Here is a 25397-nt window from a genome sequence, read left to right as displayed (position 1 = left end):
CAGTGCAAAAAGAAGGCCCGCGCAGATCGCTGTGCGGGCCTTCTCGTGGCTCTAGCCGTAGGTGGGGGCTTGGATGTCGCGGACGTTTTCGCGCCTGTAGGCGACTGGGTCGCCGAAGACAGCGAAGTTGCCGAACGGGTTGTTGGCCAGGATGGCCTGGATGATCTCGCCGTCATCCGAGACGACCTTCGTCCAGATTCCTTCGCCGTTGGTCACGACCTTCACGAAGGAGCCCGGAAGGAGTCGTTCTGGCCAGTCTGCCGGTTCCTCACCGGTGGTGATTACGAAGTCTTCGGGGGTCAGTACAGTGTCTTTGCTCATGGACTATATGTGTGCGGAACGGGCGCCAACAGTCCCCGCCGCGCAACTCAGAAGCGGTAAGACCAGGTGGACGTCCCTGTGAGCCGGTACGCGGACGAGGCGGCCTTCGCGGTGAAGTTCACCGTCTTGCCGTTGGCGGCCTTGTAGGTCCCGGCCGGCACCGGCTTCCCGTCCACGAAGTAGGCGACTCCGGTCTGTTTCGGGATGGTGTACCGGTTGGTGGTGCTGTTCATGGCCGGCTTTGCCGCGGTCACGGCCTTGCGGAAGTCGATGCTCCAGCTCGAGGTGCCGGTCAGGATGTGGCCGGGGGCTGCCTGGGCCGTGATGGTGATCCTGGTGCTGCGGGGGTAGGTGCCGGGCGGCTTCACGGCACCGTTAACGAGGTAGGTGACGTCGCCGTTGGCTGGGATCGTGTAAATGCCCTTGGCCTGGTTGAATTTCGGGGCGGCGGCGGTCACGGCCAGGGACGAGAGGTCATAGATCCACGTCGTCAGGGTATGGCCGCCGGCCGCTGTTTTGACGTCGATGGTAACCATGATGCTGCGGAACGGGTAGGTGCCGGGGGCCTTCACCGCGCCATTAACCAGGTAGATGACCCCGGTCTTGGCCGGGATCGTGTAGGTCAACTTTTCCCAGTCGACCGTCGGGTCGAGGGCAGCCGGGGTGCCCGAGGTAGCCCGGAGCGCAGGGCGGCCGTTGAAGTAGTCGCGGGGGCTGTTGTACGACCCCGGCGGGACAGTCCCCGCCGGATAGCCGAAGTGGTTCGCGGTTGCGTAGGTGCCCCTGGAGCCAGTGCTGATGCCGATGCCCATGAAGGTGGCGTCTGGCTGTGACATGTTCGCGTTGTGTCCGGGCGAACTGATCCATCCGTTGACGAGGTCCTGGCCGGTCGTATAGCCGAGGGCGATGTTTTCGGATGCCGAGAAGTATCCGGCTGGTGCACCCGTAACGTAGTCGCTGTTGTGCTCAAAGCGTCCTGTCGCCGCCATCTTGTTGCTCCACTTTTGCGAGATGGTGGAGATTCTGACGTTGAACTTCAGGGGCTTCAGGTGTTTGGTTGCCCGAAACTTGTTGATCGCGTCGAAGGTCTCGATGATCATTTGGCGTTTGCTCGCCGGGAAGAGGTCAAGGGATTCTGCCGAAGTGGATTGTGTGGCCGCCGGCGCGGGTGCCGCAGAAGCTGCGCAGACCGGGCCGGCCACCAGTGCAGCCGCGAGCAGGGTTACGCCCAGCGTTACTCTGATTTTCAATTGTCCCCCAAAGAAGTTGCTGCCCACGGCGATACCCGCGTCCAGGATGGATCCTACGTTGCCGCAGGTCAGGGCAGGAAACATGCCCGTGCCGTGTCGTGTCGTGTCATACGCGGGCCGGGGCAAACCCGTGCACGAATCCAGTGGTCTCCGCACGCATGACCATGTGTGCGGCACCGGCCCGGCAGCTCCCCGGGCGAATTTTCTGCCAAAACCTTCCCTGAGCTGGGCTTTTGCCGGTAGGTTGACGTCCAAGCCACAGTCAACGGGGGCAGCGGCTGAACTCTTGGGGGAGAAATGTTCAAGCCGAAAACCGCCGTCGTCGGATTCATCGTCGCCGCAACCACCCTTCTGAGCGCGGTTCCTGCCGGCGCTGCCACAACAGCCACGGCGCCGCTGCCGGCTGCGGCCACTGTGCCGTCGAACGCGGACTGCATCAAGTATGCGCAGAAGGCTCTGGCCAAGCAGAACTGGGCGTGCTTCGCCGGCACGCTCAGCAACTACGGGGCCAACACCAGCGGAAAGCCGGAGTCGACGAAGCAATTCACACGGCCTGTCTCCACGGCCAGGGTCATCACCACGGAGGCCCGCGTCAATGACTATTTCTCGAACACCACCGAGGCTCTGGTGGCGGTCATCAGGGGTGTCCAGTACGTGGTCCCGGTCAACCTCAAGGTCGGTCTGTACTACCACTCGCCGACCGTGACCATGTCCTACACCTCGAGCAAGGCTGTCAGCGTCACGTGGCGGATGCGAATCCAGCGTGACGTCCCACTCTGGTTTGACGACACCATCTACCGGTACTCGCCCGTGTACGGCTCGTCGCTCTTCACCCGAGCGTATGGGCCCAAGATCGAACAGTATTACGGCTCGGGCTACGACAGACTGCCTTACGACGGCCAGCGATACTTCTTCGACCTCTACGACATCACCCTGAAGACGCCGACCGGGCAGCTTGGCATACTGGGAAGCGTCCAGTCCGACCGCGCCACCTGCTACAAGACCGTCTCGTGCAAGTTCAAATGACCGGAGCGATCATGATCCCGAACCACCAGCAGCTCATCAGTCTCCTGCTGCGCATGGAGCCGACCTTTCTCGCAGGGAGGTTTGCCACGGACTTCAGGACCAGCCCTGATGCGGATGGCGAACGGGGCACCTTCCTCTACTTCGAAGGCGGCTACTGGGACATTACGATCGACGGTGCTGCGCGGTTCCAGCTGGCGCCGGGCGGCTCCCGGGTGACACATGCCGGCCGGCCTCCGGAGGATGGCCCGGCGATGGAGGATCTCCCCATGCGGCCGCCGTGGTCCCTCGTGCTTCCCCGATGGTCTGCCTTCCTGGGCCGATCCGACGATGACTGGCAGCTGAACGCCGCCGTCCCGGTAGTGGAGGACGGCGGCTCCTGGCAGGCATCGCTGACCCACATGGTGAAGACGCAATTCACCGGGACCCTCACGGTCGACGCCGAGCTGTACGTCATCACCAGGGCCGACCTGGGGCACATGGTCCAGACACTCGTCGTGGACCGCACGGAACCCACCGACGAAGACCTGGCGGCGTTGGAGGCCATCAAGTCCACGGTGCAACAGTTCACCGGGCATGCCTAGGGCCGATCCGATGGCAGAGACGACCACCGAAAGCACGCCTGCACTCGATGACGGCGGAGCTCTCGTTCGCTCAGCCCTGTGGATATTCCTCGTCACCCTGACCGCGGGGCGATGGTGGTCGGCTGGGGGCTCTCATTCTGGCCGTCGGTCGCCGAGCCAGACGAAGGCCTTCGCCCTCAGCTTCGCCTCACGCAGGACATAGAGCTGGCACGTCGCCGGTGCCCTCGCGCCCGGCTTCGGCCCGGTCCCCAGTTGGCCACGAGAAGCGTCAGCCCGCTGTACTACGGTGGGGCCATGGAACCGGAGTTGAGCCTGCCAGAGTGGGAAGCTGACCTCAGATACGCTCTTGCGGCGGGGCCGGGCGCATGGCCCCTTGTTACGGTAGCGAATTGCAGCTCACCGATAGCCAGCTCTGAAGTCGTCGCGGTCGCTCGGAGGGTGGTCACTGCGAGGGGGCTCCCCATCATCGAACTCGACGCTCGAACGGTGGCCGCTGACCCGGATCTCTTACCTTCAGATTCCGGTTTCGTCATACTTCACGATGTTGTATCGCACCGGGTCGAAGTATCCGTCCTGCTTGGAGCATTCCAGAACCTACTTCAAAGCGGCCTGCTCGTGGGGTTACTCGTCGTCGGATCCCCGGTCGGCATCAAGGCTTTGAGGCGTGAGACTTCTCTCGGGCTTCTAAATCGCGCTGAAGTTCTGCACCTGAGCTAGCGGGCGTACACCTCGAGTCTCTGAAGGAGCCGATCTTGCCACGCCAACAGGTCCGCGGGTCGCCGGCCGCCGGCATCGGGTAGGGGAATGACCATCCAGGCGGAGAAGACGTTGTGGGGGACCTGCAGCTTGAGAGCCTTCTCGAAGAGGGCTAGAACTGTCGGGCTCAGGATGCCGTCGATGATCTGGAAGCCTGGGAAGAGTGTGTCGTCCCCAATGAACACCCGGACGCCCCGCTGGAGGAACGGTTCCGGGTCGTTGAAGAGGGCCTCGAAATGCGCCTCGAGCTCGGCTTGTGTCATCAGACCGAACTCGGAACGGATCCGGTCCCAGACCTCGCCGCCGACGGCTGGCCAGGTGCGCGGTGCAGGTTTCACCCTCGAACAGTACGCCGTGCACCCTGCGGCCCGTTCGGTACCACGAGAAGATCTTGCCCCTGATCCGGGAGCACATGTGCCACAGCCCGGCCCCGCGGGCGTTCGACCGGAGCGGGTGGCACAACCTGTATTAGCCGGTCCGGGACATAGCAAGAGACTGGCCAGGCGTTCATCGACCGGCCAGTCTCTTGGTGGTGCTACAGCGGCTGGATGTTCTCCGCCTGGGGACCCTTGGGGCCCTGGGTGATGTCGAACTGGACCTTCTGGTTCTCGTCCAGGGACTTGTAACCGCTGGAGGCGATTGCCGAATAGTGTGCGAACACGTCAGCGCTTCCGTCGTCGGGGGCAATGAAACCAAAGCCCTTTTCGGCGTTGAACCACTTGACAGTACCTGTAGCCATGTTGCTGATTTCCTTCACGGGTCGCTGGTCGGTTCCGCTATTCGGAGTTCCATCCCAGCCACTCACAACCTCGAGCCTATGTGTCCGCTCCGGCTGGGGCAAGAAGTGTCGTCGGGCAGGTCTTAGCGGACCTCCGCACACATGGCACGACGACTGCAGCCGACGCCGCGGCGTCCTACTTCGGTGCAGTCGGGTCGCTTGGCTTGCGTTAGGACGGGACACGTGGCTGCCTCAGGCCTGATACCCATGGGGCAGAATAGGCCCATGTGCGGCAGATACGTGATGAGCAGGGCCACCGGGGATCTCCTCAGTTTCTTCGACGCCAAGGAGGTCGAGGGCAGTCCGCCGCCGCCGAGCTGGAATGTGGCGCCCACCCAGGACGTCCCGATCATCGCTGAGAAGCTCCATGATGACGAGCTGGACCGCCGGCTGCTGATTGCCCGCTGGGGGCTGGTGCCGTCCTGGGCGAAGGACATCAAGATCGGCTCGAAGCTCATCAACGCGCGCAGCGAGACGATCCTGGAAAAGCACTCCTTCCGAAAAGCGGCCATCACCCGGCGGGCGTTGATTCCCGCCGAAGGCTATTACGAGTGGCAGAAGACCGAGGACGGGAAGAAAATCCCGCATTATCTCTACTCGGAGAATAACGAGCTCCTGGCGTTCGCCGGGCTCTACGAGTTCTGGCCGGACCCCTCATTGCCCGACGATGACCCGAGCAAGTGGCTGCTCAGCTGCACCGTGCTGACGACGTCAGCGCACGACACCCTCGGCCACGTCCATGACCGGGCGCCGGTCATCATCCACCGGAGATGTTCGGCGATTGGCTCGACCCGGGCACGACCGACAAGGCTGACGTGCAAAGCCTGCTCGACAGCGTCCCGGAACCCGTCCTGACGCCGCGGATCGTCAGCGACCGGGTCAACTCTGTCCGCAACAACGGACCTGAACTCCTCGAGCCGGCGCCGGAGGGAACTTATGACTGAGCCGAAGACCAGGGTTGCGTTCCACGCAGCGACCCGGCTTTCCCGCGCTGCCCGAGACCTGATGCAGTCTGCCGACGAGCTGGAGCGCCCGGCCGACAGCTATCCCGTGCTGGGCAATGACCTGGACGCCGTGCGTTCCCTCGAAGTCGCCCTCGGCCAGCTCGCGGAATGGCACCGCGGCACGGAGGCCGGCCGGCACTTCCATAAGGGCGACGACAGCACCATCGGCATCATGACAACCGTCGCTGAGCTGGACCTGGCCGTCAAGCAGGCGGACGGACTGCAGGAAACCCTCAGCCGGGCCTACGGCGGCAACGCCGTCGTCCGGTGGTTCGATGAGGTTGAGCCGTCTGACGAGGATTAGCCGCGGCACGCACAGACCAGCTGGACCGCGGCGGGGTCCAGCCCGGGGCGGACGCGCAGATACCGCAGCGAGTGCCGGAACGCCCGCCCGGACCAGGCGACGTCGGCCGAGACTTCCACGACGATCGGCTCCACCCGGGTCAACCGGATTGGTTCCTTGCGGGTCGTGAACCGGTCGATGACCGTCGGTGTGATCTCCTCCGGCCAGGGATGGTCTTTGCGTGGGGCGTGCAGGTGGATCCCGAGGGCCTTGGCTGCGGATTTTCCCAACGGAGACGTGGAGCCGACAATCCAGAGCCGGCCGAACATGGGCAGCCCGGCGACGACGGCGGATGGCGCGTCCCGACGGCCCAGGACCGCGGCACACACGACGTCGATGTTGTCCCGGTGTTTGACCTTCAGCCACTGCTTCACGCCGCCCTCGTACCGCTGGCCGGCGCCTTTGACGACGAGACCCTCGATGCCGGTTGGCGGGAACTCCTCGAACCATTCCAGGGCCGTGCCGTAGTCGGTCGTGACGGGGGTGAGGTTCAGCGGCGGGGCCCAGCCGGCTGCCAGTTCCTCAAGCAGGATCCGGCGGTCCTTCAAGGCCAGGTCCCGGGTGTCATGACCGGCGACCGCGAGAACATCGAAAGCCGCGAACGAGGCGGGCCGCTCCCGCACGAAAGCGGGCAGCAATTTCCTGCCGGTGACCATCCGCTGCTGAAGCGAGTTGAAGTCGAGGCGGTCGCCCGTCCAGATGAGCGCCTCGCCGTCGATGACGCAGCCGGGCGGAACCTGCTCTGCCAGGGCGGTGACCAAGTCAGGGAACCATCGGGTCAGGTCTTTGCCTTGCCGGGACCACAGCGTCACGCCGCTGTCGGCGACTGTGGCTGAAACCCAAAAGCCATCCCATTTGGGCTCGTACCAGGAACCGCCCGGCAGCACGTCCGGGCCGGGGACTCGGGGGACTGGCTTGGCCATCGCCAGGGGCGGCGCGCGGAGGACCGCCGGCGGGATTTCGGACACGGTGTCACGATACCCGCGGTACGTTGTGCGCCAGAAGGCGGCCGGGACGCAGCGACCTAGTCGTCGGGAGGGTCAGTGATTTTGGCTGCCGAATCGAGGCGCTGCTCAAGCATCGCGATGAGCGTTTCATCTTCCAGAATGGTTGCGTAGGAGGCGACGCCAATCCGGGTGGTCAGGTTGTTGATCATCTGAAAGAATCGCTCATCCGGAAATTGCAACCACTCCTGCCGCAAAAGGGAAAGCACCTTGTCGATGCGGTCCACCGATCGGGGCGGCCCGTCGAAGAGATCCATGGGACCAGGCCGGTCCGCATCGGGTGTGCCGGATGCGGATGCGGGATCGAGAGGCTCGTTCATGACTGGATTCTAACGACAGAACCAGTGCGTTGTTCCGTCTCTACTGGGGGCTATCGGGCGTTCTAACGCTCTTGAAGGTCCCGAAGCCTCAAGAGATCGACGCCTTCTGCCGACGTCCGAACCCGCCCCAACTGCTCCGCTGATATGAACCCCGGGCGCACCTGTCCATCAACTCGTCCATATTCGACATCCCATGTGTGGCCCAGAGCCGGATCAAGTCTCACCACGACCAGGCCAGTGGATGCCCACTTTACCGAGAGCGAATTGTCCCTAATGTTGAGGTTGGAAGCGATGATGACCGTGTGCCAATCCTTCTTCCCGAGCATGGGAAACCTGGGGATCCGATGGGATGCCCAGGGGAGGGCGAGGAGGAACACTAAACGCTGATAACCGGCCTTCCGTTAACCTGCATCTGACCACAGGCAACCTCGCCGCGGAGCCCTACTTCGAGTACGGCGTGAAATTCCTGCCCCGCCGCAACGACATCATCACCCACGGCTCCCTCGAACGCGCCAAGGCCGCCCTCATCGACGCGCCGATCCTGCTGGCCTCCGGCGACTACGGCATCGTGCGCCGCCTCATTCACGAACCGGGTGACTGGGAGATCGTCCCGGACGTGACCTTCGACCAGGCCGACGCCGCCTAGCTTCGGCTTAGGCACGCCACGACGAAGCCCGGCCGCCCCTAGGGATGGCCGGGCTTCTTCGTGCAGCCTGGGTCAGCGTTTGCCGCCGTGCACGATGGTCACCGACTTGGACGTCCAGGACTTCTCGGCGGAGGTGGCCGGGACATAGAACCGGTACTTGCGGGTGACGGCCGCGCTGGTCAGCGGCGTCTTCACCGTGACCCGGTAGCCGGCGGACTTCTTGAAAGTGACGGTCTGGACCGTCACCCACTTCCCGGCCTTGTACTGCTGGAGGTAGCCGGACCGGTACTTCGTGGCGTAGTACATCGAGTACGTCTGGGACTGCTGGGTGCCTGCCGCGACCCGGCCGCGGGCGGCGGCGAACAGCCCCTCGCCGTAGTAGACGTTCCCCGTGGAGAAGACCTGCGTGGCGTCGCGGGCGTACTTGATCGTCTTCGACGCGGTGGTCGCCACGGTTTTGCCGGCCTTGACCAGGACGGCCCGGACGGTTGCGGAGCCTTCGGTAGCGAAGGTGAGTTTCCCACCGTTGACCAGGTCGGGATCCTCATTGGTCAGGGCTTTGGAGGTCCACACGGTCGTCCAGGTGCCGGCGTTCTTCCGTTGCAGGGAGATTCTTGCGCCGGCAAACCCGTTGCCGGTGAAGCTGAAGTACCGGGTTTTGTGCGACTGGGTGCTGGACCAGTCCAGCACGGGGAAGTATTCCTCCAGTTCGACCTTCGGCGCCGGAACCGGCTGCGGTTCCGGGGCCGGGGTGGGCGCCTCCTTCGGGGTGCACCAGAACTTCCACCACCCCATGAAGCCGGTCTCGACGCCGTTGCGCACCGAGGCCGGGACCACGATGACGTTCCCGTCGGCGGCCAGCGGGAACGGCACGGTGACCTTGTAGGTGTCCGTTGCCGCTGCTGCCGGAGCGGTCCAGACATGCTCTTTGCCGTTGGCCGTCATCTTTAGGCGGGCGGTGGCTCCCTTGCCGCCCGTCATGGTCAGCACGACCTGGTTGTCGTCGCTCCGGACCACCGTGAAGTCCGGGGCGGCGGAGCCCTGCTCCGTCGCGACTTTCGACGAGATGGATGATGCTGTTGCCAGGGCCGGTGTCGCCGGAATGACGAGTCCGAAGACTGCGGTTGAGGCTGCCAGCGCTGTCGTCAGCACGGCCCGGTAAGCTCTTTTCTTCAATTCCCCCACCTTGATCGGACGGTCACGGGGAATAGCGCTGCCGGGGCCCGGCAGACGGATGATTGTTCCCCCACAGCAGACTCTAGCGGCGAACCGGGAGCTTTGTCTCCGTTTCCGGGATGATGACGCTGACGCACTGGTCCGTACACATGGGGACCATGAGCAACGCGACCTTCCGACCCTTCGCCTTGAAGCGCCCCTGCGGCGACTGCCCGTTCCGGTCCGACCGGACGCCGTTCCTGGACCGTGAGCGCGCCCAGGACATTGCCGACTCCCTGCACGCGGACGCCTCATTCCATTGCCACCAGACCGTCTCCTATGAATCCGAGGACGGCGCCGGAGAAATCACCGGGGACTCGAAGCACTGCGCCGGGGCCTTGATCAAAACCATCACCGACCGGCTCATCGACGAACTCCTCACCGCCCATGCCGACGCCGCCCACCAGTCGCTCATCGCGCTCGAGACCTCCGGGCTGATCCCCAAGTACGCTACGGGCCTGGCCGTCTTCCGGTCCGTGGTCTCCTGGGAGACCTGGTACGGCTCCACTGCCGGCCCGTTCGGCGGCGTCGGGGGAGCGGCCATGACCATGTTCCGGATGACCGCCCTGCACTCGGACGACGCCATGCTGCTCTTCGCCAGCACCCCGTTCAGCGACCAGTTCTACGGTGCGGCACCCTTCAATGCCCAAGTGCTGGCCGAGCGGAACGTCAACGCGTTCACCCGTCCCACGGTGAGCCGCAAGCGCTGACCGTGGGGTCCCTCGGTGGCGGTCCTGCGGCTGTTGTCTGCGCCTTACTCCGGGCGACTATGCCGGTGGGCCGGCGTTCAACAGTGCCTTCTGCTAACGGCGGTGCCCGGTATTGTCGAGTCCGACGAAATGTGAATTGCCCAGGGTCTTCGCCCGTTGAATGTCCCGGCGTGCCCGTTCCGATTCCGGGTCGGAGCCAAGCCGGGCATGGCTCCTCTTGGTGAGCAGATCGCGCACGATGTTCGCGACGATCAGAAAACCTGCCCCGATTCCAATAACTATCAACTCCACAATGGCCCCCTCGTGCTGAGGCAACTGTAGCTCCACGGCCTGGTTCTGGTACATAAGGGCGGAAGGCTCCCTCCGGCTACGGGCTGCCCACGCTTCTCTGCGCATGGGAATTGGCGTAAGCCCAACCAAAGGAATGCATTACCGTGAGTCCGCTCGACCAGACCATCCCGCCCGCACCCGGCCGCCGGCGGCCCAAGCCGGTCGTCTGTATTGCCGCGGCACTAATCCTCGTGGCGTTGATCGCCGGAACCGTCGGCGGCCTGGCCGCACATGCTGACTCCGCGGATGCTCAGAACGACCCCTCGATCTCTGAACCCGAACCCGCGCCAACAGCAACTCCGACAACCAAGGCGACGCACCACAAGCCGAAGCCCGCGCGGACGAAGAAGCCGGCCGACCCCACACCACCTCCGACTTACGGATATACGAGCTGTGACCAGGTCTGGCTTGGCGGCCAGGGTCCCTTCAAGAAGGGCGAACCGGGTTACACCAAGCAGCTGGATCCGGATGGGGACGGAATCGCCTGCCCGTCCCACCCGTAGGACCAGCCAGCCGGGGCCCGCCCTCTACGCATGGCCTGCCGGACAGGAGCATTCCGGACGATGAACTGGAGCGGCAATGAGCAAGGGAATCACGGTCGGCCTGGTCGGCTGCGCCTCGCAAAAGCTGAAGCGCCCGGCACCGGCCCGCGAACTCTACGTCTCCCAGCTGTTCAAGAAGGCCTCCGCCTATGCCGAGGCCACCTGCGACCGCTGGTATGTCCTCTCCGCGAAGCATGGGCTGGTCCATCCGGACACTGTTCTGGAGCCGTACGACATCCGTCTGGGCACCAACCACCGGACCACCCCACCGATCCACCAGTGGGGCGCCCGGGTCAAGGACCAGCTCGACGCCGAGCTGGCCGGCCTGGAGAACGTCACGCTTATTGCCCTGGCGGGGGAGCAGTACCGCATCGCGGTGCACAACAGCCGGTGGCCCGTCGAAATCCCCATGAAAGGCCTTGGTATCGGTCAGCAGCTAGGCTGGCTGACCGGCCGGCTCACCGCCCTCGAAAGTTCAGGGCAGGCTGATTTCCCGTTTAACTCGCGCGTAATGTGACCGGTCAGTAATAGGATGCGGAGATGGCTCTCGAGATGCTGAAGCCCTCACCCCGCGGTAGGTGGGAAAAGGCCGCTGTCACCTCTCAGGTCTGGCTGCTCTTCGTCGCGCTGTTTGTTTCAGACGTCCTTCGCGATGCCCTGGGCTGGTGGGGGTCCACTGCATTAACTGTTGTCATCATGGGCCTCGGGTCGTTCCTGCTCGTCCGCAAGTCTGCGCCGGAACGGAAAGCGCGGCTGGCACGCGACGCCGAGCGCGGCGTGATCGAATGCGCACTCCGGTACGCGGACTCGCACCCCGATTCCCTCCGCGGCCGGTGGTTGCCGGGTTTCGCCGAAATCGGCACCGGCACCTTCAAGTTCCAGCCTGACTACATCGACAAGGGCGAACCCGAAGGCAAGATCACGGTGTTCTCGGACGTCGCGCGCCAGGGCCAGATCGAGCCGCCCCCGAAGCGGCCTCGCGAGCTGAAGAAGAACTGGGGGATCGTGGCCCTCGCAACCGATAGAGGTCAGCTCCACTTCGCCACCGGCGAGCTTGGCCTGAAGCTCATCGATGAGCGGTTCTAGGGGCGTGCTGTGCCGACCAGTGAAGAGCGCAAGCGAATGGAGCCGCGGATGGCTCGCGGCTCCTGGAAGTTCGGAGCCTGGTCAGCCGGCGGACAGGCCGTGTGCAGCTCACTGCTGGCGCTCAACAAGCTGTGGCCGGACGACGGATTGGACGTCCTGTCTTTCTGGATCTACACGGCCTGGTTCGCGGTTAGCGTGGCGCAATTCCTGTATCTGCTCCGAGTGCGGAGGAATGATGCACCATTTTGGGACGCGGAGGAGGCCCTCCGAGCGGACTGGGAACGGCGGGGGAGGCGGCTGTAAGTGCCATCCCCCATGCCTCATCGGTTCTCTTGGATGGCCTGCAGGTCTGCCGCCAGGGCGGTCATGGCCGACGTCGGCGGCTCAGGCTCGCCCGCTGCCTCCCCGGCGCTGTCACCGAACCACTTGTGCCAGACAGAGGCCACGGCCTCCGTCGTGATGGGAGTGCCGGCGGCAATGAGCACGGCGAAGTCTTCCATCTCCGGGTCGTACTCGTCCTCGGGTGCCCCGTGGTCCATGACGCCGAGCAGGTCGTGGGCGTTGAGCCGCTCGGTAATGGCGGCCTTCAGGGCGGAAAGCTCAGGAGCATTCGTGGTCATGCCGCCAGTCTAGAAGGGAAGCGGGACGGCTCCTACATGTCGCTGGTCCAGGTCGGCGCAATTGGCTCACCCTCCGGTCCAGGCAGCGGGCCGCACCAGCCGCGGGCGTGTCCCCGTCTTTTCACCGCTCGCTCCAGGGGATTTAGCCGGAACACGTCCTCCGACGTGAAGCTGCCAATGGTGGCGGTTCCGCGTGCTCTGAACAGCCCGACGGCCCACAAGTCACCCTGGCATAGGCCGGTGCTGACGGGCGGAGACTCCACGAGGACATCTCATGATCCATGGCCATGCGGACATTCTCCTCCAGCTACTCCTCTGTCACTCAGCGGTGAGCCGAACGCCGGCAGCTAGTGCGGCAAGGATCTCCACTGCCGGACTTGGAAGGCCAGCAAAACGGTCCAGGCGATCGGCACCAGCAGGGAGGCGACCTCGCCTAAGAATGCAAGGACAACAAAAACGACCCAGAGCAAACCGGTGATGACAGAGAGGACGATCAGCGCTTTGCGGGTAATCACGAAGCCGGGCATGTCGACGCCCTCCGCTCGGAGGGCACGCGTTTCAGTGATGGCTCCCCGGATCAGAGGAACGAAGACTGCCGCCAGGGCGGCAGCGAGCACCACGGACCGCCACGGCTCGGGCATGCCCGCTGCACTAAGGACGCTCTGCAGGACACTGCTCAAGAGAAAGAGCCACAGCAGTCCCCAAACAACGAGTCGGCGCCGCTTCGGCGGCATTCCCTCCAGGGAGTCGGACGGCCACGATTGCCACTCGTACCTTGCGTCGCCATCACCACTTCCCGAGGTCATGGCGACAGACTACGCGAAACGTCCCGAAGCGCCTGCTTGCGTCCCGCCGTCGGTCTGCTTGCATGGAGGCGTGACTGAGCAGCCGCCGGCGGCGGCAACGGAAGACCTGGACCGGCTGCGGGCGGCACTGGCCGTTGCCATCCCGGCGAATTCCTGCTGACCTGAGCACCGGTTTCACTTCTGCCGCCGACTCTAGGCGTCCGGCCGATTTACCTCGTCAGCGTTGCTGGTCAGGTCGGCACCTTCGGGAATCTGGACCGCTTCGATCTGTGGATCGGCGACGAGCTCTGCGACGAGGCCGGGGCTGCCGGCGACGATGGTGGAGTCGAAGTCGATCTCCGTGACCATGACCCAGGCCTTGTCCTCGGGCCAGAGCAGGTTGGGGGATTGCGGCCAGTACGGGTCGCGGTTCCAGGGGGCGTCATGAATCCACGAGGCGTCCGTGAAGGCCCGCGGGGCGGCGGCGAACAGGAAGTAGTCGCGCCCCGGGAGCGACAGCCGGGAATTCTTCATCGTCTTTGCTGGCAGGAGACCGGCCCCGGAGCGGTGAGCCGCTGTGAGTTTCCCAATGATCCCCGGAAGCGGTCCCCGAACCGCGGTCAGCGGCCGGTATCCCGCTGACCCTGTGAGGCCGCCCCAGCCTTCCCAGACTGCAGCCACACCGCTGTCCGGCGTTGTGGTGTGCCGGCACAGGACCGTTGCCACCGGGCCGAGAATGTGGGCTGCGAGGTTTCCCTAGTCCGGTTCCGAGTACCGCCAACCGCTGGAATCCAAGACCTTCTGACGTTCCCCGACCTCGGGCCCGATTAGCCGGTGGTACTGCGCCAAGGGGTGCATGGTCTTGCCGAACACCCGCGCCACCTCAGCCCACGTCACGGGTCCGCCGTCCTCGCCCGTGGGCCAAGGAGCCCGCGATGGATGCGTACGCACTTACCCCTGCACTGCGGTCGGCGGCGAATACGGCGGCAACCTTTGCACCCCAGGAAGCCCGATGACCCCTAAAGGTGTCGGGTTGCATGAATGCGGAGCATGGTCAAAGCCGATGCCGGAGCCCAGCCCTGCCAATTGGCTCATCAGGTCATCCGTCTTCTCCAGACGAGCGCGGCGCACATCCGGACCCGAGAACTCGAAGGGCCGGCTCAGGACATCACGGCCGCCCCAGTCGCTTTGCTGCCCGTGGGGTTGGGGCAGCCCTCGAGTTCTGTTCATTCCAGCCGTCCCCACCGCGCCTGGGCCGGGCTGTATGTAAGCCGGAGGCCGTTATCCCAGACGACCATCGCAGGGGCACGGCAGCATTCATCAAGCAGACCGCAGGTCGTACGGTCCAGCACTCCGCAAACCGGTCCGCTGGTTTCGCATCTGCGTCATCACTCGGCCCAGATGGGGGAGGAGGGCCAGAGTTAATAGCCCGTAAGTATCCCTTCGGGCGTTTTTGGGGCAAGACAAAACCCCGCCTTCGTGGCTATTTGCCAGTAAAGACGGGGTTTTTGTGGTGCACCCCCGGGACTCGAACCCGGACCCATTGATACGGGCTCAAGACTTCTACGGCGGCATGAACTCCTCGTACAATCGCCGCTGTACCAACTTCGCGATCATCGAGCTACAAAGGGGTCCACGCTACCCGCGGACGAAAGTGTGCCGTAAACGTGCCGGACCGAATCAGAACTAGGAGAAAAACCTTGAATCTAGAGCTTCCTGCCAGAATCGAACTGGCGACCTTCTCATTACGAGTGAGACGCTCTACCAACTGAGCTAAGGAAGCAACCACATGAATGCCCGGCGAACCGGGCGGATCATGCAAGAGACAACTGTAATAGAGTCCCGGCGTCCGGGTCAAAATGAGCGACCGAAGCCAGCATGCGGCCCTGTCGCGGACCTAGCAGACGGTGTTGTCCGCCGGGGCCTTTCCGTCCACCAGGTAGTCATCGACAGCGTTGCCGATGCAGCTGTTGGAACGGCCGTACGCCGTGTGGCCCTCACCCTTCCAGGTCAGCAGCGAGGCGTTCCCAAGCTGCTTGCGCAGGGAACTGGCCCATTGCACGGGCGTAGCCGGGTCGCCGGTGGTTCCAACTACGACAATCGGGGCCGAGCCCTTGTAATCGACCGGGGCAGGGGTCCGGACGTTCTTGTACGGCCAGTCCTTGCAGTTGCTGCCGCCATAGGCGAAGTAGTAGCCAAACGTGGGCGACAGCTGGCGCAGCTTCTGGTCCTCGGCCCGCATGGACGCGGTGTCGGACACCATCGGGTAGTCCAGGCAGTTGATGGCGTTGAAGGCGAAGGTGCTGTTTGACGTGTAGGTGCCGCTGGGATCGCGGTCGGCGCCGAAGTCGGCCAGCTGCAACATGCCCGTGCCGTCGCCGGCCAGGGCGGTGGCGAGCGCCCGGGTGAGGATCGGCCAGTTGTCATTGTTGTAGAGCGGGATGATGAGGCCGCTGACAAACGTGGAGCCCGAGACCTTCCGTCCGTCCTTCGCCGGCAGCGGGTTCGCCTCGGCCGCGCTGATGGCGTTGCGGATCTGCTGGACACCTTCCTCGGTGCTTCCCGCGAGGGGGCATCCGGACGTCTGCTGGCACTTGGCGACATAGGCGTGGAGGGCCTTTTCGAAGGCCACGGCCTGGTCGCGGGTCAGTTCCTCGTTGCTCAGCGACGGGTCCATGGCGCCGTCGAGGACCAACCGGCCCACGTTGTCCGGAAACAGCGACGCATAGGTGGAGCCCAGCAGGGTCCCGTAGGAGTAGCCGAGGTAGTTCAGCTTTGAGTCGTTGGCCACGCCGCGCAGGATGTCGATGTCTTTGGCGGCGCTGAAGGTGTCGATGTGGGCCAGCACCGGCCCGGTTTTCTCCACGCACTTGGCAGCGATGGCCTTGTTGTCGGCCAAGGCCTCGTCCAGTCCGGCGTCGGTGTCCAGGGCGTAGGTCTTGGCGCGGGACGCGTCGCGTTCCTTGTCCGTGAGGCACGTGACCGGGGCGGAGCGCTCCACGCCGCGGGGGTCGAAGCCCACGATGTCGTAGGCGGACCGGACTTTGTCCGAAATGTGGGTGTTAGCCGCATCCCTGACGAAGTCGTACCCCGAGCCGCCCGGGCCGCCCGGATTGACCATCAGGGTGCCCTTCTTGTCGCCTGTCGTGGCGAGCTTGATGGCGGCAAGCTCGATGCGTTCGCCGTCGGGCTTGCTGTAGTCCAGCGGAACCTTGATCTTGGCGCACTGGAAGTTGCCTTCACACGGTTTCCAGTCGACCTGCTGGGAGTAGTAGCTGCGCAGTTCGGCCGGCGCGGCCGCCACGATTGACGGGTCCGCCTCCCCCGCTGCCCCCGATGCCGGCGCACTGGACCCGTTGCCGCCCCCGCCGCCGAAAAGGGTGCACGAGGCCAGCGTGAGGGCCAGGGCCACGGCGCCGACGGCCCGCATGCCGATCGCCAGGGATCGGGATCTTGCGGACTGGGGTCGAGCAGGCTTCATGCGGTTCTCCTTGGAGGCTAGGAACGAAAGCGAAGATGATCGTTGGAGCGGCCGGAACCGTCAAATAAGGCTGGAAGCCATGGACTCGATCGTCAGCAGCGGGGCCACGTTGGTTGTGGTGATCCGCGTGCGGGCCTTGTTGATGGCGTCCATTCGGGCAAGAGTCACTTCGGCGGTGGAACGGGAGGCGAAGTCTTCGAGTTCGCTTCTGAGTTCAACGTTGACGAGTTCTACTGCGTTCCCCATCTGGATGATCAGGACATCCCGGTAAAAGGACAACAGGTCCGTCAGGGTGCGGTCAAGGGAATCGGTGACGGAACGCTTGGCGCGGCGCTTCTGGTCGTCCTCGAGTTGCTTGACCTGGCTCCGCATGGCTGGCGGCAGCGTGCCGCTTTCGGGTGCCCCGAGGGTGGTCAGAAGCGCGGTTTTCTCGGCGGCGTCGCGCTCGTCGTTGGAGCTGTTGGCTTCCTCGGTGGCGATCTTGACCAGTTTCTCGGCCATCATGACCGCCGCCGTGACGCCGCGAAGGGACAACGGAAACCGGACCGTCTCGAGCCGGCGCTCCCTGGCCTCCGGGTCCCGGGCCAGGCGGCGGGCGATCCCGACGTGGCTCTGCGCCGCGCGGGCGGCGCGCTCGGCGACCGCCGGGTCCACGCCGTCGCGCTTGACCAGCAGGGCAGCGACGGCGGCGGCCGGCGGGAGCCGCAGCGCCACCGGCCGGCAGCGGGAGCGGATGGTCACCAGGACATCGGCGGGGGAGGGGGCGCAGAGCATCCAGATGGTGCGGGGCGTGGGTTCCTCGATGGCCTTGAGCAGCACGTTGGTGGTCCGCTCGGCCATCCGGTCCGCGTCCTCCACCACGATGATCCGCCACCGGCCCGACGAGGGCCGGTTCCCGGCGGTGGACACGAGCTCGCGCGCCTCGTCGATGGTGATGGTGACCTTCTCCGTGCGCACGAACGCGACGTCGGAATGGGTTTCGCCGAGGATGGTCAGGCACGCCGGGCATTCGCCGCAGCCGCGCAGGCTGACGTCCTCCTGGTCGCAGTTCAGGGCCGCGGCGAACGCCTTCGCGGCGTTGGAACGGCCGGAGCCGGGCGGGCCGGTGAAAAGCCACGCGTGGGTGAGTCCTTCGTTCTGGGCCGCCTGGCGCAGCTGGGCCACGACGGCGTCCTGGCCCTGGAGGTCGTCCCAGACCGTCATGCTGTGCTGCTTTGGGTGACGGCCAGCAGGGACTCGACGCGCTCGAGGATGCGGGCGGCGAGTTCGGCGACGGGCAGCCGGGCGGGCAGCACCAGATACGCCTCCGGCCGGGCCGAGGCGAGGTCCAGGAAGGCCGCCCGGATCTTGGCGTGGAATTCGTCGGCCTCGGACTCGAGGCGGTCTTCGGCGGCCTCGCCGGCGGTGCGCCGCTGCCGGCCAACGGCGGGTTCGACGTCGAGAAGTACGGTCAGGTCCGGCTGCAGGTCCGATGTGGCCCAGGCATTGATGTCACGGACCGCCTGCGTTCCGAGGCCTCGGCCGGCGCCTTGGTACGCGACCGAGGAATCGATGTACCGGTCGGTGAGGACGATCTCGCCGCGTTCCAGGGCGGGGCGGATGACCTGGCTCGCGTGCGCCGCCCGGGATGCCGCGAAAATCAGGGCCTCGGTATGGGCATCGATGTGGCCGTGGCCGTGATCCAGCACGAGGGACCGCAGCTTCTCACCGATCGCCGTGCCGCCCGGTTCCCGGGTGCGCAGAACGGTAAAACCACCTGATTCCAGGGCCTTGGCGAGTTCAGCCGCCTGCGTGGACTTGCCGGCGCCGTCTCCGCCTTCGAAGGCAATAAACAGTCCGGGCAACGGGCCGGTCAACTTTCGGCGGGACGCTCCGGGGCTCTGGGTAGTCACCGTTCAAGAGTACCGACAATCACCGACGCTCTCGTCTGCGCAAAGTCTGCGGCGTAACGGCTTGGGTACCCTGCCGGGCGCCCACGTACCCTGTCCTCATGAGTCTTACTGAAGAACAGGCCGCCTCGCTTTCGCCGGATTCCCTGGTCGTCGCGGCAGGGCGCCCGCCGCGCACCCGCGACGAACCGGTCAACCCGCCGCTGGTGCTGTCCTCGACCTACTTCGGTACGGGACCGCTGGGCGACGGCGACCGCGGCTACGGCCGGTATTCCAACCCCACGTGGGACCCCTTTGAAGAGGCGCTGGGCCAGTTGGAGGGCGCGGAACTGCCAGGCCTGCTCTACGCCTCGGGACTCGCCGCCGTGAGTTCGGCCCTGTCCCTGGTGCCCGCCCAGGGCGTGCTCGTCATGCCGTCGCACAGCTACGCGGGATCGGTCACCATGGCCACCGAACTGGCGGCCAAAGGGTTCCTCGAGCTGCGGACGGTAGACATCGCGGACACGGACGCTGTACTTGCGGCGCTTGCCCCGGCCGGCGGGCGCGCCGCCAGCATGCTCTGGCTGGAGAGCCCCACGAACCCCATGCTCGGCGTCGCGGACATGCGGGCCCTGACCGCCGCGGCACATGAGGCCGGCGCCATCGTCGTCACGGACAACACCTTTTCCACGCCCCTGGTGCAGCAGCCCCTGAGCCTGGGCTCCGACGTCGTGCTGCATTCGGTGACCAAGTACCTCTCCGGCCACTCCGACGTCGTACTCGGTGCCCTGGTGACGTCCGACGCCGGTCTCCGCGCCGCCCTGCTGCACCACCGCACCATCCACGGCGGAATCGCCGGACCATTCGAGGCGTGGCTGGCGCTGCGCGGGCTCCGCACCCTCGCGCTGCGGATCGAGCGTTCGCAGGCGTCGGCCCAAATTCTGGCCGAGCGGCTCGACGGTCATCCGAAGGTGGCCGGCGTCCGCTTCCCCGGGCTGGCCTCGGACCCCGGCCACGCGCGGGCCAAGGAGCAGATGAAGGGTTTCGGTTCCGTCCTGTGCATCGAGGTGGCACCGGTGGGTGGGCAGGGCAGGGGCCTCAGCGGCGCGGACGCCGCGGACCGCATGATCCGCGCCCTGCAGCTTTGGCTCCCCGCGACCTCCCTGGGTGGGGTGGAATCCCTGATCGAACGCCGGCGCCGGCACGCCGCCGAGCCGGAGAGCGTGCCGGACAACCTGGTCCGGATGAGCGTGGGCATTGAGAACGTAGAAGACCTTTGGGCCGATTTGGAGCAGGCATTGGGCACTCTGGACGGCTAGGCTGGGGGAGTGGACGGACGCATACTCATTTACTTTGTCGAATCCGGGGTTTACCTGGTCCTGGCTGTCGTGGCCTTTGTCCTTGAGGCATGGGCGTTTTTCGATTGCCTCCGGCACAAGGCCAACGCGTTCGAGGCCGTATCGAAGCGGACCAAGACCTTCTGGCTGGCCCTGACCGGCGGCGCGTTCGCCGTAGGACTGTTCTCCCTGCTCTCGCAGCTGGGCAGCGGTGGCGGCGCCAGTTCGCTCGGGATTTTCGGCCTTGCAGCCGTGACGGCCGCGTCCGTATACCTCGCCGACGTCCGCCCCGCCGTCAAGGACGCCGGCCGCGGCCGCGGCAGCAACATGGGCCCCTACGGCCCGTGGTGATCCCCACCGGCACCCTAAGCTCGCAAGCTCGCCCAGGGAACCCTGCCGGCGTGGGCCCAACACCGGCACCCTAAGCTCGCAAGCTCGCCCAGGGAACCCTGCCGGCGTGGGCCCAACACCGGCACCCTAAGCTCGCAAGCTCGCCCAGGGAACCCTGCCGGCGTGGGCCCACCCACCGGCGCCTAAGCTCCCGGGGCCACGGCTTCCCAGCCGACCGTCACTTCGCCCAGCCGCCAGCGGGACGGGCCGTCCTGGATCGGCCAACCGGCGTCGAGCAGTGCGCGGCACATAGCCCCGAAGCGCTGCCGGTTTCCGAAGGCCGCCAGCGGCGCCGCTTCCAGCCAAGCTTGGTCCATCGCCTGCAGGTAGGCGTGGATCTTCTCGCCGGGCACGTTGCGGTGGATCAGGGCCTTCGGCAGCCTTTCGGCAACGTCGGAGGGCAGCACGAAGGCACCGAACCGCATGGACAGGCTCAGGCTCAGCGGCCGCTCGACGTCGAGCGCCACCCAGGCGGCGCGCCGCCCGATCTCATCGCACGTGCCGTCGATGAACAGCCCGCCCGGGGCCAGCCGGTCCTGCACCAGCCGCCAGATGCCCGCCACGTCGGTTTCCTCGTACTGCCGCAGCACGTTGAAGGCGCGGACCAGCACAGGCTTTCCGGTCATGGGCAGTTCGAAGCCGCCCAGCTGGAACCTTAGGCCGGGCCGTTCAAGGGCTTGGGCCTGCCGGACGCGCTCCGGTTCGATTTCGATCCCCACCATTTGTACGTCCCCGCGGACCGCGGCGAGGCGTTCGAAAAGTTCGACGGCGGTGGCCGGTGAGGCGCCGTACCCGAGGTCGACGGCGAGAGGATGGGCCGCGGCCCGCAGCCGCCATGCCTGCGGCCCGGTCAGCCAGCGGTCCACGCGGCGCATCCGGTTGGGGTTCGTGGTTCCGCGGGTCACGTTACCCACGGGCCTGCCGCCGCGCGCGCCGCCTCTCGTTCCGCCTTTGTTTCGGGGGGCCAGCACCCGTTCAGCCTTCTGTACCACCGCCCAAGCCTATCCTCCAACGCGGGGTCACCCCATTTCCGTGATGGGCGCTGGATGGGCCGGGAGCGACCCCGCGTTGCCCTGAAGCACGCGGTGAAGCAGAAGGTGAGGCACGCTCTGAAACGCGCGCGGTGTAACGCTCGGCACCGCCGCCAACCGCTCGGCTAGGATGAAAACCATGACTTACAAGCTGATTCTGCTGCGCCACGGCCACAGCGACTGGAATGCCAAGAACCTGTTCACCGGCTGGGTGGACGTTGACCTCAATGACCAGGGCCGTGCCGAGGCGGTCCGCGGCGGCGAGCTGCTCGTGGAGAACAACATCCTCCCCGACATCCTCTACACCTCGCGGTTGAAGCGGGCCATCAACACGGCGAACATGGCACTGGAAAAGGCCGACCGCGGCTGGATCGACGTCAAGCGCGACTGGCGGCTCAACGAGCGCCACTACGGCGCGCTGCAGGGCAAGGACAAGGCCCAGACCCTCGCCGAATTCGGCGAGGAGCAGTTCATGCTGTGGCGCCGGTCCTACGACACCCCGCCGCCGCCCCTGGCTGACGATTCCGAGTTCTCCCAGGTGGGGGACCCGCGCTACGCGGACCTCGGCGACGCCGTCCCGCGCACCGAATGCCTCAAGGATGTCCTGATCCGGCTCATGCCGTACTGGGAATCAGACATCAAGGAAGACCTCAGGGCCGGTAAGACCGTCCTGGTCACCGCCCACGGCAACTCGCTCCGCGCCCTCGTCAAGCACCTTGACGGGATCAGCGACGAGGACATCGCCAGCCTGAACATCCCCACCGGCATCCCGCTGGTCTACGAACTGGATGAGAACTTCAAGCCGCTGAACCCGGGCGGCACCTACCTCGATCCCGAGGCCGCCGCCGAGGCCATCAAGGCAGTCGCCAACCAGGGCAAGAAGTAACCGGCCCCCGCCCGGGCAGGCACTAAGTAAGGCACAGCGCACAAACGACGGCGTCCGGCCACCCCCAAGGTGACCGGACGCCGTCGTTCGTATCAGCGCGGTGCTATCAGCGCCGTTGTAACTGCTGCTGATTCAGCCGTAACTGCGGCTGAGTCAGCCGCAGTTGGCCGGAGTCAGTTGTGCTCGATCGTGCTCGGCTGCCACGCGCCCGTCACCAGGTACGTGACCTTCTGGGCCACGGAGACGCCGTGATCCGCGAAGCGCTCGAAGTAGCGGCTGGCCAGGGCAACGTCCACCGTGGTGGCCGGCGACTCCTGCCAGTCGCTGCGGGCGATCGCCTGGAAAACGCTCAGGTGAAGGTCATTGACGGCGCCGTTGGCCTTCATGATCTCCCGGGCCACGCCGAGGTCGCGGGTTGCCAGCAGCTCCGTGAGCTTCTGGGCGATCAGCAGGTCCTGTTCCGCGAAAGCCTTGAAGGTCTCCCGCAGCTGGTCCGGGACCACTGACGCCGGATAGCGCAGACGCGCCAGCTGGGCCAGGTGCCGGGCGAGGTCGCCCATGCGTTCGAGCGAGGCGCTCATCCGGAGCGAACCAACCAGCATGCGCAGATCGCTCGCCACCGGGCCCTGGAGGGCGAGGATGTCGATGGCCCGCTCGTCGAGGCTGTTCTGCAGGAAGTCGATGCGGGCATCGGCGGCAATCACGTCCTCGGCGAGGTCGATATCGGCGCCCTGGAAAGCTGTCGTGGCCTTGTCGATGGCCTCTGTGACCAGCGCTGAGATCTCGACGAGCTGTTCCCTTACCTGGGCGAGCTCCTCCTGAAAAACCTTACGCACGTGTGCGTCCTTTCCTCGGAAATATTGCCTGCAATCGAAGTGGCGGGCCTATTTCGGTTCACCTACCGGCGCTCCAACTGTCAACTCTTTCAGTGTCCGGTGAACTGTTACGCCCCAATAGGTGAACGTTAGCTGAACCGCTGCCCGAATCGCAGGAGATTTCGGCTTCGGTCACGTGGCAGAGCATAAGCTGGAGCCGTGGATCCAATGCTCATCGGCGTGATCGCCGGCCTGATCGGCCTCTCGTTTGGCATGTTCGGCGTACTCGCGTTCCGGGTCAGTGAGCAGCAGCGGCATATTGTCGACGTCGACGTCGATGACCCCTCGTTGCCCGAGGGGGCCGCGGAAGTGCTCGCCGTCCTCGGCCGCGCGTTCGTGGTGGTGGATGCGATCGACGGCGTGGTCCGCGCCAGCCCCGCCGCCTACGCCTACGGCCTGGTCCGCGGGCACACGGTGGTGCACCAGCAGCTGCTGGAACTGACGGCCAAGGTGCGGCGGGACGGGGTCATCCTCGAACAGCAGCTGGAACTGCCGCGCGGCCCGCTCGGCCAGGGCACGATCGTTGTCCAGGTCCGGGCCGCCGTCATCACGGAGGAATATGTCCTCCTGCTGGCCGATGACCGGACAGAGTTCACCCGCACCGAGGAAGTCCGCAACGACTTCGTCGCGAACGTCTCCCACGAACTGAAGACACCGGTCGGGGCGATCTCCCTCCTGGCCGAGGCACTCGAGTCGTCCGCTGACGACCCCGAGGCGGTGAAGCGGTTCGCCAAGCGCATGCACAAGGAATCGACACGGCTTGCGGCGCTTGTCCAGGACATCATTGAACTCTCCCGGCTCCAGGGCGCCAACGTCGCGCAGCAGGGCCGCCCGGTGGACATCAACCTTGTGGTCAGCGAGGCCGTGGACCGCTCCGTGCTGCCGGCCGAGAGCAAGAACATCCAGCTGGTCGTCGGCGGGCACGCCGATGCCCTGGTCTACGGCGACCAGGACCTTCTCGTGACCGCCCTGCGCAACCTGATCGATAACGCCATCCGCTACTCGCCGGAGAACACCAAGGTGGGCGTGGGCATCCGGGCCAAGGATGGTCTCGTGGCGGTCTCGGTGACGGACCAGGGCGATGGGCTCAGCGCCGAGGACCAGGAGCGCGTCTTTGAGCGCTTCTACCGCGTGGATGCTGCCCGCTCGCGGCAGACCGGCGGCACCGGGCTTGGCTTGAGCATCGTCAAGCACGTCATTTCCAACCACGGCGGCGAGGTGACCCTGTGGTCCCGGCTCGGCCAGGGTTCCACATTCACCATTCGACTTCCCGAGATAGAAGGGCAGGACGACGGCGACGCCCCCGAGGCGGGCAAGCCGGCAGCCCAAACTTCCAGTCGGGACCCCAGACCGCAACGACGTGACGCCGCAGGCGTCCATGAGCAAGGAGCTACCGCTTGAGCAGGATTCTGATTGTCGAGGACGAGGAGTCCTTCAGCGACCCCCTGTCCTACCTGTTGGGTAAAGAAGGCTTCGAAGTGGAGGTGGTGGACAACGGACTGGACGCCATCACCGAATTCGACCGCAACGGCGCCGACCTCGTGCTCCTGGACCTGCAACTGCCTGGCCAGTCCGGCACGGAGGTCTGCCGCCAACTCCGGCAACGCTCCGGGGTGCCCGTGATCATGCTGACGGCCAAGGACTCTGAAATCGACAAGGTGGTGGGGCTCGAACTGGGCGCCGACGACTATGTCACCAAGCCCTACTCCTCGCGGGAACTCGTGGCCCGGGTCCGGGCCGTCCTGCGGCGCCAGAGCGAGCCGGAGGAACTTGTCTCCACCACAGTGCAGGCCGGTCCTGTCCGGATGGACATTGAACGCCACGTGGTCAGCGTCGGGGGCGAGCAGATCGCCTTGCCGCTCAAGGAGTTCGAGCTGCTGGAAATGCTGCTGCGGAACTCCGGCCGGGTCCTGACCCGCGGGCAGCTGATCGACAGGGTCTGGGGCTCCGACTACGTGGGGGACACCAAGACCCTCGACGTCCACGTCAAGCGGCTGCGCAGCAAGATCGAGCCGGATGCGTCCGCGCCGCGGTACCTGATCACCGTCCGGGGGCTGGGTTACAAGTTCGAGCCCTAAAGATCGGAAGAGGCAGCCCGGCGGCCGCTGCTGCCGGGCCGCCGGACTGCTGGACGTCCGGCGCAGTTGAACATCAGGGGACACACAAAAGGAGGGGCACCTGCAGGTGCCCCTCCTTTTGCAATAGGTCCAGC

At 65.6% G+C, this 25397-nt stretch carries 31 protein-coding genes, 1 tRNA gene and 1 pseudogene; 15 read left to right on the top strand and 18 right to left on the bottom strand.

Annotation, left to right across the window (positions count from 1 at the left end; all coding sequences use genetic code 11):
- Positions 1-51 precede the first annotated feature (51 nt).
- Together AC1DBX_RS19280 and AC1DBX_RS19275 are read right to left on the bottom strand one after the other, a co-directional pair.
- Positions 52-321 carry a hypothetical protein gene (locus AC1DBX_RS19280; RefSeq protein WP_476932492.1) on the bottom strand — a complete coding sequence of 90 codons (270 nt, stop codon included), beginning with the start codon at positions 319-321 and terminating at the stop codon, positions 52-54.
- A 47-nt stretch (positions 322-368) separates the two neighbouring features.
- Positions 369-1655 carry a CAP domain-containing protein gene (locus AC1DBX_RS19275; protein ID WP_476932491.1) on the bottom strand — a complete coding sequence of 429 codons (1287 nt, stop codon included), beginning with the start codon at positions 1653-1655 and terminating at the stop codon, positions 369-371.
- A gap of 213 nt (positions 1656-1868) precedes the next feature.
- Between AC1DBX_RS19275 and AC1DBX_RS19270 the strand changes: the two genes are divergently transcribed.
- The 3 genes from AC1DBX_RS19270 to AC1DBX_RS19260 all read left to right on the top strand — a co-directional run bounded on the left by AC1DBX_RS19270 (position 1869) and on the right by AC1DBX_RS19260 (position 3895).
- Complete coding sequence (locus tag AC1DBX_RS19270; protein WP_476932490.1) at positions 1869-2597, top strand: hypothetical protein; 729 nt, start codon at positions 1869-1871, stop codon at positions 2595-2597.
- Positions 2594-3178, top strand: a complete 585-nt coding sequence (locus tag AC1DBX_RS19265; protein WP_476932489.1) for a hypothetical protein — start codon at positions 2594-2596, stop codon at positions 3176-3178. The genes AC1DBX_RS19270 and AC1DBX_RS19265 overlap by 4 nt, the downstream gene beginning before the upstream one ends.
- Positions 3179-3472: 294 nt before the next feature.
- Entirely contained in the window at positions 3473-3895 is a 423-nt protein-coding gene (locus AC1DBX_RS19260) for a hypothetical protein (RefSeq protein WP_476932488.1), read from the top strand.
- Here AC1DBX_RS19260 and AC1DBX_RS19255 read toward each other — a convergent pair.
- Entirely contained in the window at positions 3892-4272 is a 381-nt protein-coding gene (locus AC1DBX_RS19255) for a hypothetical protein (RefSeq protein WP_476932487.1), read from the bottom strand. The two genes, AC1DBX_RS19260 and AC1DBX_RS19255, sit on opposite strands and share 4 nt — an antisense overlap.
- A 197-nt stretch (positions 4273-4469) precedes the next feature.
- On the bottom strand, positions 4470-4673 hold the full coding sequence (locus AC1DBX_RS19250) for a cold-shock protein (RefSeq protein ID WP_091256599.1): 204 nt from the start codon (positions 4671-4673) through the stop codon (positions 4470-4472).
- Between the two features lie 282 nt (positions 4674-4955).
- On the opposite strand from AC1DBX_RS19250, the pseudogene AC1DBX_RS19245 reads away from it, so the two are divergent.
- Together AC1DBX_RS19245 and AC1DBX_RS19240 are read left to right on the top strand one after the other, a co-directional pair.
- Positions 4956-5656 (top strand): annotated as a pseudogene (locus AC1DBX_RS19245) (SOS response-associated peptidase).
- Positions 5649-6020, top strand: coding sequence for a hypothetical protein (locus AC1DBX_RS19240; protein ID WP_476932486.1), 372 nt, complete (start codon positions 5649-5651; stop codon positions 6018-6020). The pseudogene AC1DBX_RS19245 and the gene AC1DBX_RS19240 overlap by 8 nt, the downstream one beginning before the upstream one ends.
- On the opposite strand, the gene AC1DBX_RS19235 is transcribed toward AC1DBX_RS19240, so the two are convergent.
- Together AC1DBX_RS19235 and AC1DBX_RS19230 are read right to left on the bottom strand one after the other, a co-directional pair.
- Positions 6017-7027, bottom strand: a complete 1011-nt coding sequence (locus AC1DBX_RS19235) for an ATP-dependent DNA ligase (protein WP_476932485.1) — start codon at positions 7025-7027, stop codon at positions 6017-6019. The two genes, AC1DBX_RS19240 and AC1DBX_RS19235, sit on opposite strands and share 4 nt — an antisense overlap.
- A 56-nt stretch (positions 7028-7083) precedes the next feature.
- Entirely contained in the window at positions 7084-7383 is a 300-nt protein-coding gene (locus tag AC1DBX_RS19230) for a hypothetical protein (RefSeq protein ID WP_476932484.1), read from the bottom strand.
- A 457-nt stretch (positions 7384-7840) separates the two neighbouring features.
- Here AC1DBX_RS19230 and AC1DBX_RS19225 point away from each other — a divergent pair, with 457 nt between their 5' ends.
- Positions 7841-8029 (top strand): hypothetical protein, encoded by a 189-nt coding sequence (locus tag AC1DBX_RS19225; RefSeq protein WP_476932483.1) that lies wholly within the window; start codon positions 7841-7843, stop codon positions 8027-8029.
- A gap of 72 nt (positions 8030-8101) precedes the next feature.
- On the opposite strand, the gene AC1DBX_RS19220 is transcribed toward AC1DBX_RS19225, so the two are convergent.
- Positions 8102-9205, bottom strand: coding sequence for a hypothetical protein (locus AC1DBX_RS19220; RefSeq protein ID WP_476932482.1), 1104 nt, complete (start codon positions 9203-9205; stop codon positions 8102-8104).
- 158 nt (positions 9206-9363) lie between these two features.
- Here AC1DBX_RS19220 and AC1DBX_RS19215 point away from each other — a divergent pair, with 158 nt between their 5' ends.
- A complete protein-coding gene (locus AC1DBX_RS19215; RefSeq protein WP_476932481.1) occupies positions 9364-9954 on the top strand; it encodes a hypothetical protein in 591 nt (196 codons plus the stop codon).
- Between the two features lie 93 nt (positions 9955-10047).
- Here AC1DBX_RS19215 and AC1DBX_RS19210 read toward each other — a convergent pair whose 3' ends face one another.
- Entirely contained in the window at positions 10048-10299 is a 252-nt protein-coding gene (locus AC1DBX_RS19210) for a hypothetical protein (RefSeq protein WP_476932480.1), read from the bottom strand.
- A gap of 89 nt (positions 10300-10388) precedes the next feature.
- Between AC1DBX_RS19210 and AC1DBX_RS19205 the strand changes: the two genes are divergently transcribed.
- From AC1DBX_RS19205 to AC1DBX_RS19195, 3 genes are all read left to right on the top strand, one after another.
- The gene (locus tag AC1DBX_RS19205; RefSeq protein ID WP_476932479.1) at positions 10389-10787 is read left to right on the top strand and encodes an excalibur calcium-binding domain-containing protein; all 399 of its coding nucleotides are present in this window, start codon (positions 10389-10391) and stop codon (positions 10785-10787) included.
- A 76-nt stretch (positions 10788-10863) separates the two neighbouring features.
- On the top strand, positions 10864-11343 hold the full coding sequence (locus tag AC1DBX_RS19200; protein ID WP_476932478.1) for a DUF6884 domain-containing protein: 480 nt from the start codon (positions 10864-10866) through the stop codon (positions 11341-11343).
- Positions 11344-11366: 23 nt separating this feature from the next.
- Positions 11367-11912: a hypothetical protein gene (locus AC1DBX_RS19195; protein WP_476932477.1), complete on the top strand. Its 546-nt coding sequence runs from the start codon at positions 11367-11369 to the stop codon at positions 11910-11912.
- A gap of 320 nt (positions 11913-12232) precedes the next feature.
- Here AC1DBX_RS19195 and AC1DBX_RS19190 read toward each other — a convergent pair whose 3' ends face one another.
- From AC1DBX_RS19190 to tmk, 8 genes are all read right to left on the bottom strand, one after another.
- Entirely contained in the window at positions 12233-12532 is a 300-nt protein-coding gene (locus tag AC1DBX_RS19190) for a hypothetical protein (RefSeq protein WP_476932476.1), read from the bottom strand.
- Positions 12533-12879: 347 nt separating this feature from the next.
- Entirely contained in the window at positions 12880-13338 is a 459-nt protein-coding gene (locus AC1DBX_RS19185) for a hypothetical protein (protein WP_476932475.1), read from the bottom strand.
- 192 nt (positions 13339-13530) lie between these two features.
- A complete protein-coding gene (locus AC1DBX_RS19180) occupies positions 13531-13851 on the bottom strand; it encodes a hypothetical protein (RefSeq protein ID WP_476932474.1) in 321 nt (106 codons plus the stop codon).
- Positions 13852-14073: 222 nt separating this feature from the next.
- Entirely contained in the window at positions 14074-14214 is a 141-nt protein-coding gene (locus AC1DBX_RS19175) for a hypothetical protein (protein WP_476932473.1), read from the bottom strand.
- A gap of 813 nt (positions 14215-15027) precedes the next feature.
- Positions 15028-15100, bottom strand: a tRNA-Thr gene (locus AC1DBX_RS19170).
- A 114-nt stretch (positions 15101-15214) separates the two neighbouring features.
- The gene (locus AC1DBX_RS19165) at positions 15215-16798 is read right to left on the bottom strand and encodes an alpha/beta hydrolase (protein ID WP_476932472.1); all 1584 of its coding nucleotides are present in this window, start codon (positions 16796-16798) and stop codon (positions 15215-15217) included.
- A 60-nt stretch (positions 16799-16858) separates the two neighbouring features.
- Entirely contained in the window at positions 16859-18001 is a 1143-nt protein-coding gene (locus AC1DBX_RS19160) for a DNA polymerase III subunit delta' (RefSeq protein ID WP_476932471.1), read from the bottom strand.
- On the bottom strand, positions 17998-18654 hold the full coding sequence (gene tmk, locus AC1DBX_RS19155; protein WP_476932506.1) for a dTMP kinase: 657 nt from the start codon (positions 18652-18654) through the stop codon (positions 17998-18000). The genes AC1DBX_RS19160 and tmk overlap by 4 nt, the downstream gene beginning before the upstream one ends.
- Before the next feature lie 134 nt (positions 18655-18788).
- Between tmk and AC1DBX_RS19150 the strand changes: the two genes are divergently transcribed.
- On the top strand, positions 18789-19985 hold the full coding sequence (locus AC1DBX_RS19150; RefSeq protein WP_476932470.1) for a trans-sulfuration enzyme family protein: 1197 nt from the start codon (positions 18789-18791) through the stop codon (positions 19983-19985).
- A 9-nt stretch (positions 19986-19994) separates the two neighbouring features.
- Positions 19995-20354, top strand: coding sequence for a DUF2516 family protein (locus AC1DBX_RS19145; RefSeq protein WP_028276353.1), 360 nt, complete (start codon positions 19995-19997; stop codon positions 20352-20354).
- Positions 20355-20536: 182 nt separating this feature from the next.
- On the opposite strand, the gene AC1DBX_RS19140 is transcribed toward AC1DBX_RS19145, so the two are convergent.
- A complete protein-coding gene (locus tag AC1DBX_RS19140) occupies positions 20537-21385 on the bottom strand; it encodes a class I SAM-dependent methyltransferase (protein WP_476887992.1) in 849 nt (282 codons plus the stop codon).
- 178 nt (positions 21386-21563) lie between these two features.
- Here AC1DBX_RS19140 and AC1DBX_RS19135 point away from each other — a divergent pair, with 178 nt between their 5' ends.
- Positions 21564-22310, top strand: coding sequence for a phosphoglyceromutase (locus tag AC1DBX_RS19135; protein WP_230009468.1), 747 nt, complete (start codon positions 21564-21566; stop codon positions 22308-22310).
- Between the two features lie 173 nt (positions 22311-22483).
- Here the strand turns inward: AC1DBX_RS19135 and phoU are convergent, their stop codons facing one another.
- The gene (gene phoU / locus AC1DBX_RS19130) at positions 22484-23146 is read right to left on the bottom strand and encodes a phosphate signaling complex protein PhoU (RefSeq protein WP_079552056.1); all 663 of its coding nucleotides are present in this window, start codon (positions 23144-23146) and stop codon (positions 22484-22486) included.
- 207 nt (positions 23147-23353) lie between these two features.
- Between phoU and AC1DBX_RS19125 the strand changes: the two genes are divergently transcribed.
- Positions 23354-24586, top strand: coding sequence for a sensor histidine kinase (locus AC1DBX_RS19125; RefSeq protein WP_223915308.1), 1233 nt, complete (start codon positions 23354-23356; stop codon positions 24584-24586).
- A complete protein-coding gene (locus AC1DBX_RS19120) occupies positions 24583-25263 on the top strand; it encodes a response regulator transcription factor (RefSeq protein ID WP_018774213.1) in 681 nt (226 codons plus the stop codon). Before AC1DBX_RS19125 ends, AC1DBX_RS19120 begins: the two co-directional genes overlap by 4 nt.
- Positions 25264-25397 lie beyond the last annotated feature (134 nt).

The organism is Arthrobacter sp. 10N44_2 (assembly GCF_056394385.1).
This window is presented reverse-complemented; position numbering and strand designations above follow the sequence as displayed.

Bases quoted from the DNA above. Each gene is read 5' to 3' on its own strand.
- AC1DBX_RS19160 (WP_476932471.1), bottom strand. From the start codon at position 18,001: ATGACGGTCTGGGACGACCTCCAGGGCCAGGACGCCGTCGTGGCCCAG.
- AC1DBX_RS19280 (WP_476932492.1), bottom strand. From the start codon at position 321: ATGAGCAAAGACACTGTACTGACCCCCGAAGACTTCGTAATCACCACC.
- AC1DBX_RS19165 (WP_476932472.1), bottom strand. From the start codon at position 16,798: ATGAAGCCTGCTCGACCCCAGTCCGCAAGATCCCGATCCCTGGCGATC.
- AC1DBX_RS19260 (WP_476932488.1), top strand. From the start codon at position 3,473: ATGGAACCGGAGTTGAGCCTGCCAGAGTGGGAAGCTGACCTCAGATAC.
- AC1DBX_RS19240 (WP_476932486.1), top strand. From the start codon at position 5,649: ATGACTGAGCCGAAGACCAGGGTTGCGTTCCACGCAGCGACCCGGCTT.
- AC1DBX_RS19135 (WP_230009468.1), top strand. From the start codon at position 21,564: ATGACTTACAAGCTGATTCTGCTGCGCCACGGCCACAGCGACTGGAAT.
- AC1DBX_RS19150 (WP_476932470.1), top strand. From the start codon at position 18,789: ATGAGTCTTACTGAAGAACAGGCCGCCTCGCTTTCGCCGGATTCCCTG.
- AC1DBX_RS19230 (WP_476932484.1), bottom strand. From the start codon at position 7,383: ATGAACGAGCCTCTCGATCCCGCATCCGCATCCGGCACACCCGATGCG.
- AC1DBX_RS19210 (WP_476932480.1), bottom strand. From the start codon at position 10,299: ATGTACCAGAACCAGGCCGTGGAGCTACAGTTGCCTCAGCACGAGGGG.
- AC1DBX_RS19190 (WP_476932476.1), bottom strand. From the start codon at position 12,532: ATGACCACGAATGCTCCTGAGCTTTCCGCCCTGAAGGCCGCCATTACC.
- AC1DBX_RS19265 (WP_476932489.1), top strand. From the start codon at position 2,594: ATGACCGGAGCGATCATGATCCCGAACCACCAGCAGCTCATCAGTCTC.
- AC1DBX_RS19200 (WP_476932478.1), top strand. From the start codon at position 10,864: ATGAGCAAGGGAATCACGGTCGGCCTGGTCGGCTGCGCCTCGCAAAAG.
- AC1DBX_RS19180 (WP_476932474.1), bottom strand. From the start codon at position 13,851: ATGAAGAATTCCCGGCTGTCGCTCCCGGGGCGCGACTACTTCCTGTTC.
- AC1DBX_RS19270 (WP_476932490.1), top strand. From the start codon at position 1,869: ATGTTCAAGCCGAAAACCGCCGTCGTCGGATTCATCGTCGCCGCAACC.
- AC1DBX_RS19215 (WP_476932481.1), top strand. From the start codon at position 9,364: ATGAGCAACGCGACCTTCCGACCCTTCGCCTTGAAGCGCCCCTGCGGC.
- AC1DBX_RS19275 (WP_476932491.1), bottom strand. From the start codon at position 1,655: ATGTTTCCTGCCCTGACCTGCGGCAACGTAGGATCCATCCTGGACGCG.
- AC1DBX_RS19125 (WP_223915308.1), top strand. From the start codon at position 23,354: ATGCTCATCGGCGTGATCGCCGGCCTGATCGGCCTCTCGTTTGGCATG.
- AC1DBX_RS19185 (WP_476932475.1), bottom strand. From the start codon at position 13,338: ATGACCTCGGGAAGTGGTGATGGCGACGCAAGGTACGAGTGGCAATCG.
- AC1DBX_RS19195 (WP_476932477.1), top strand. From the start codon at position 11,367: ATGGCTCTCGAGATGCTGAAGCCCTCACCCCGCGGTAGGTGGGAAAAG.
- AC1DBX_RS19250 (WP_091256599.1), bottom strand. From the start codon at position 4,673: ATGGCTACAGGTACTGTCAAGTGGTTCAACGCCGAAAAGGGCTTTGGT.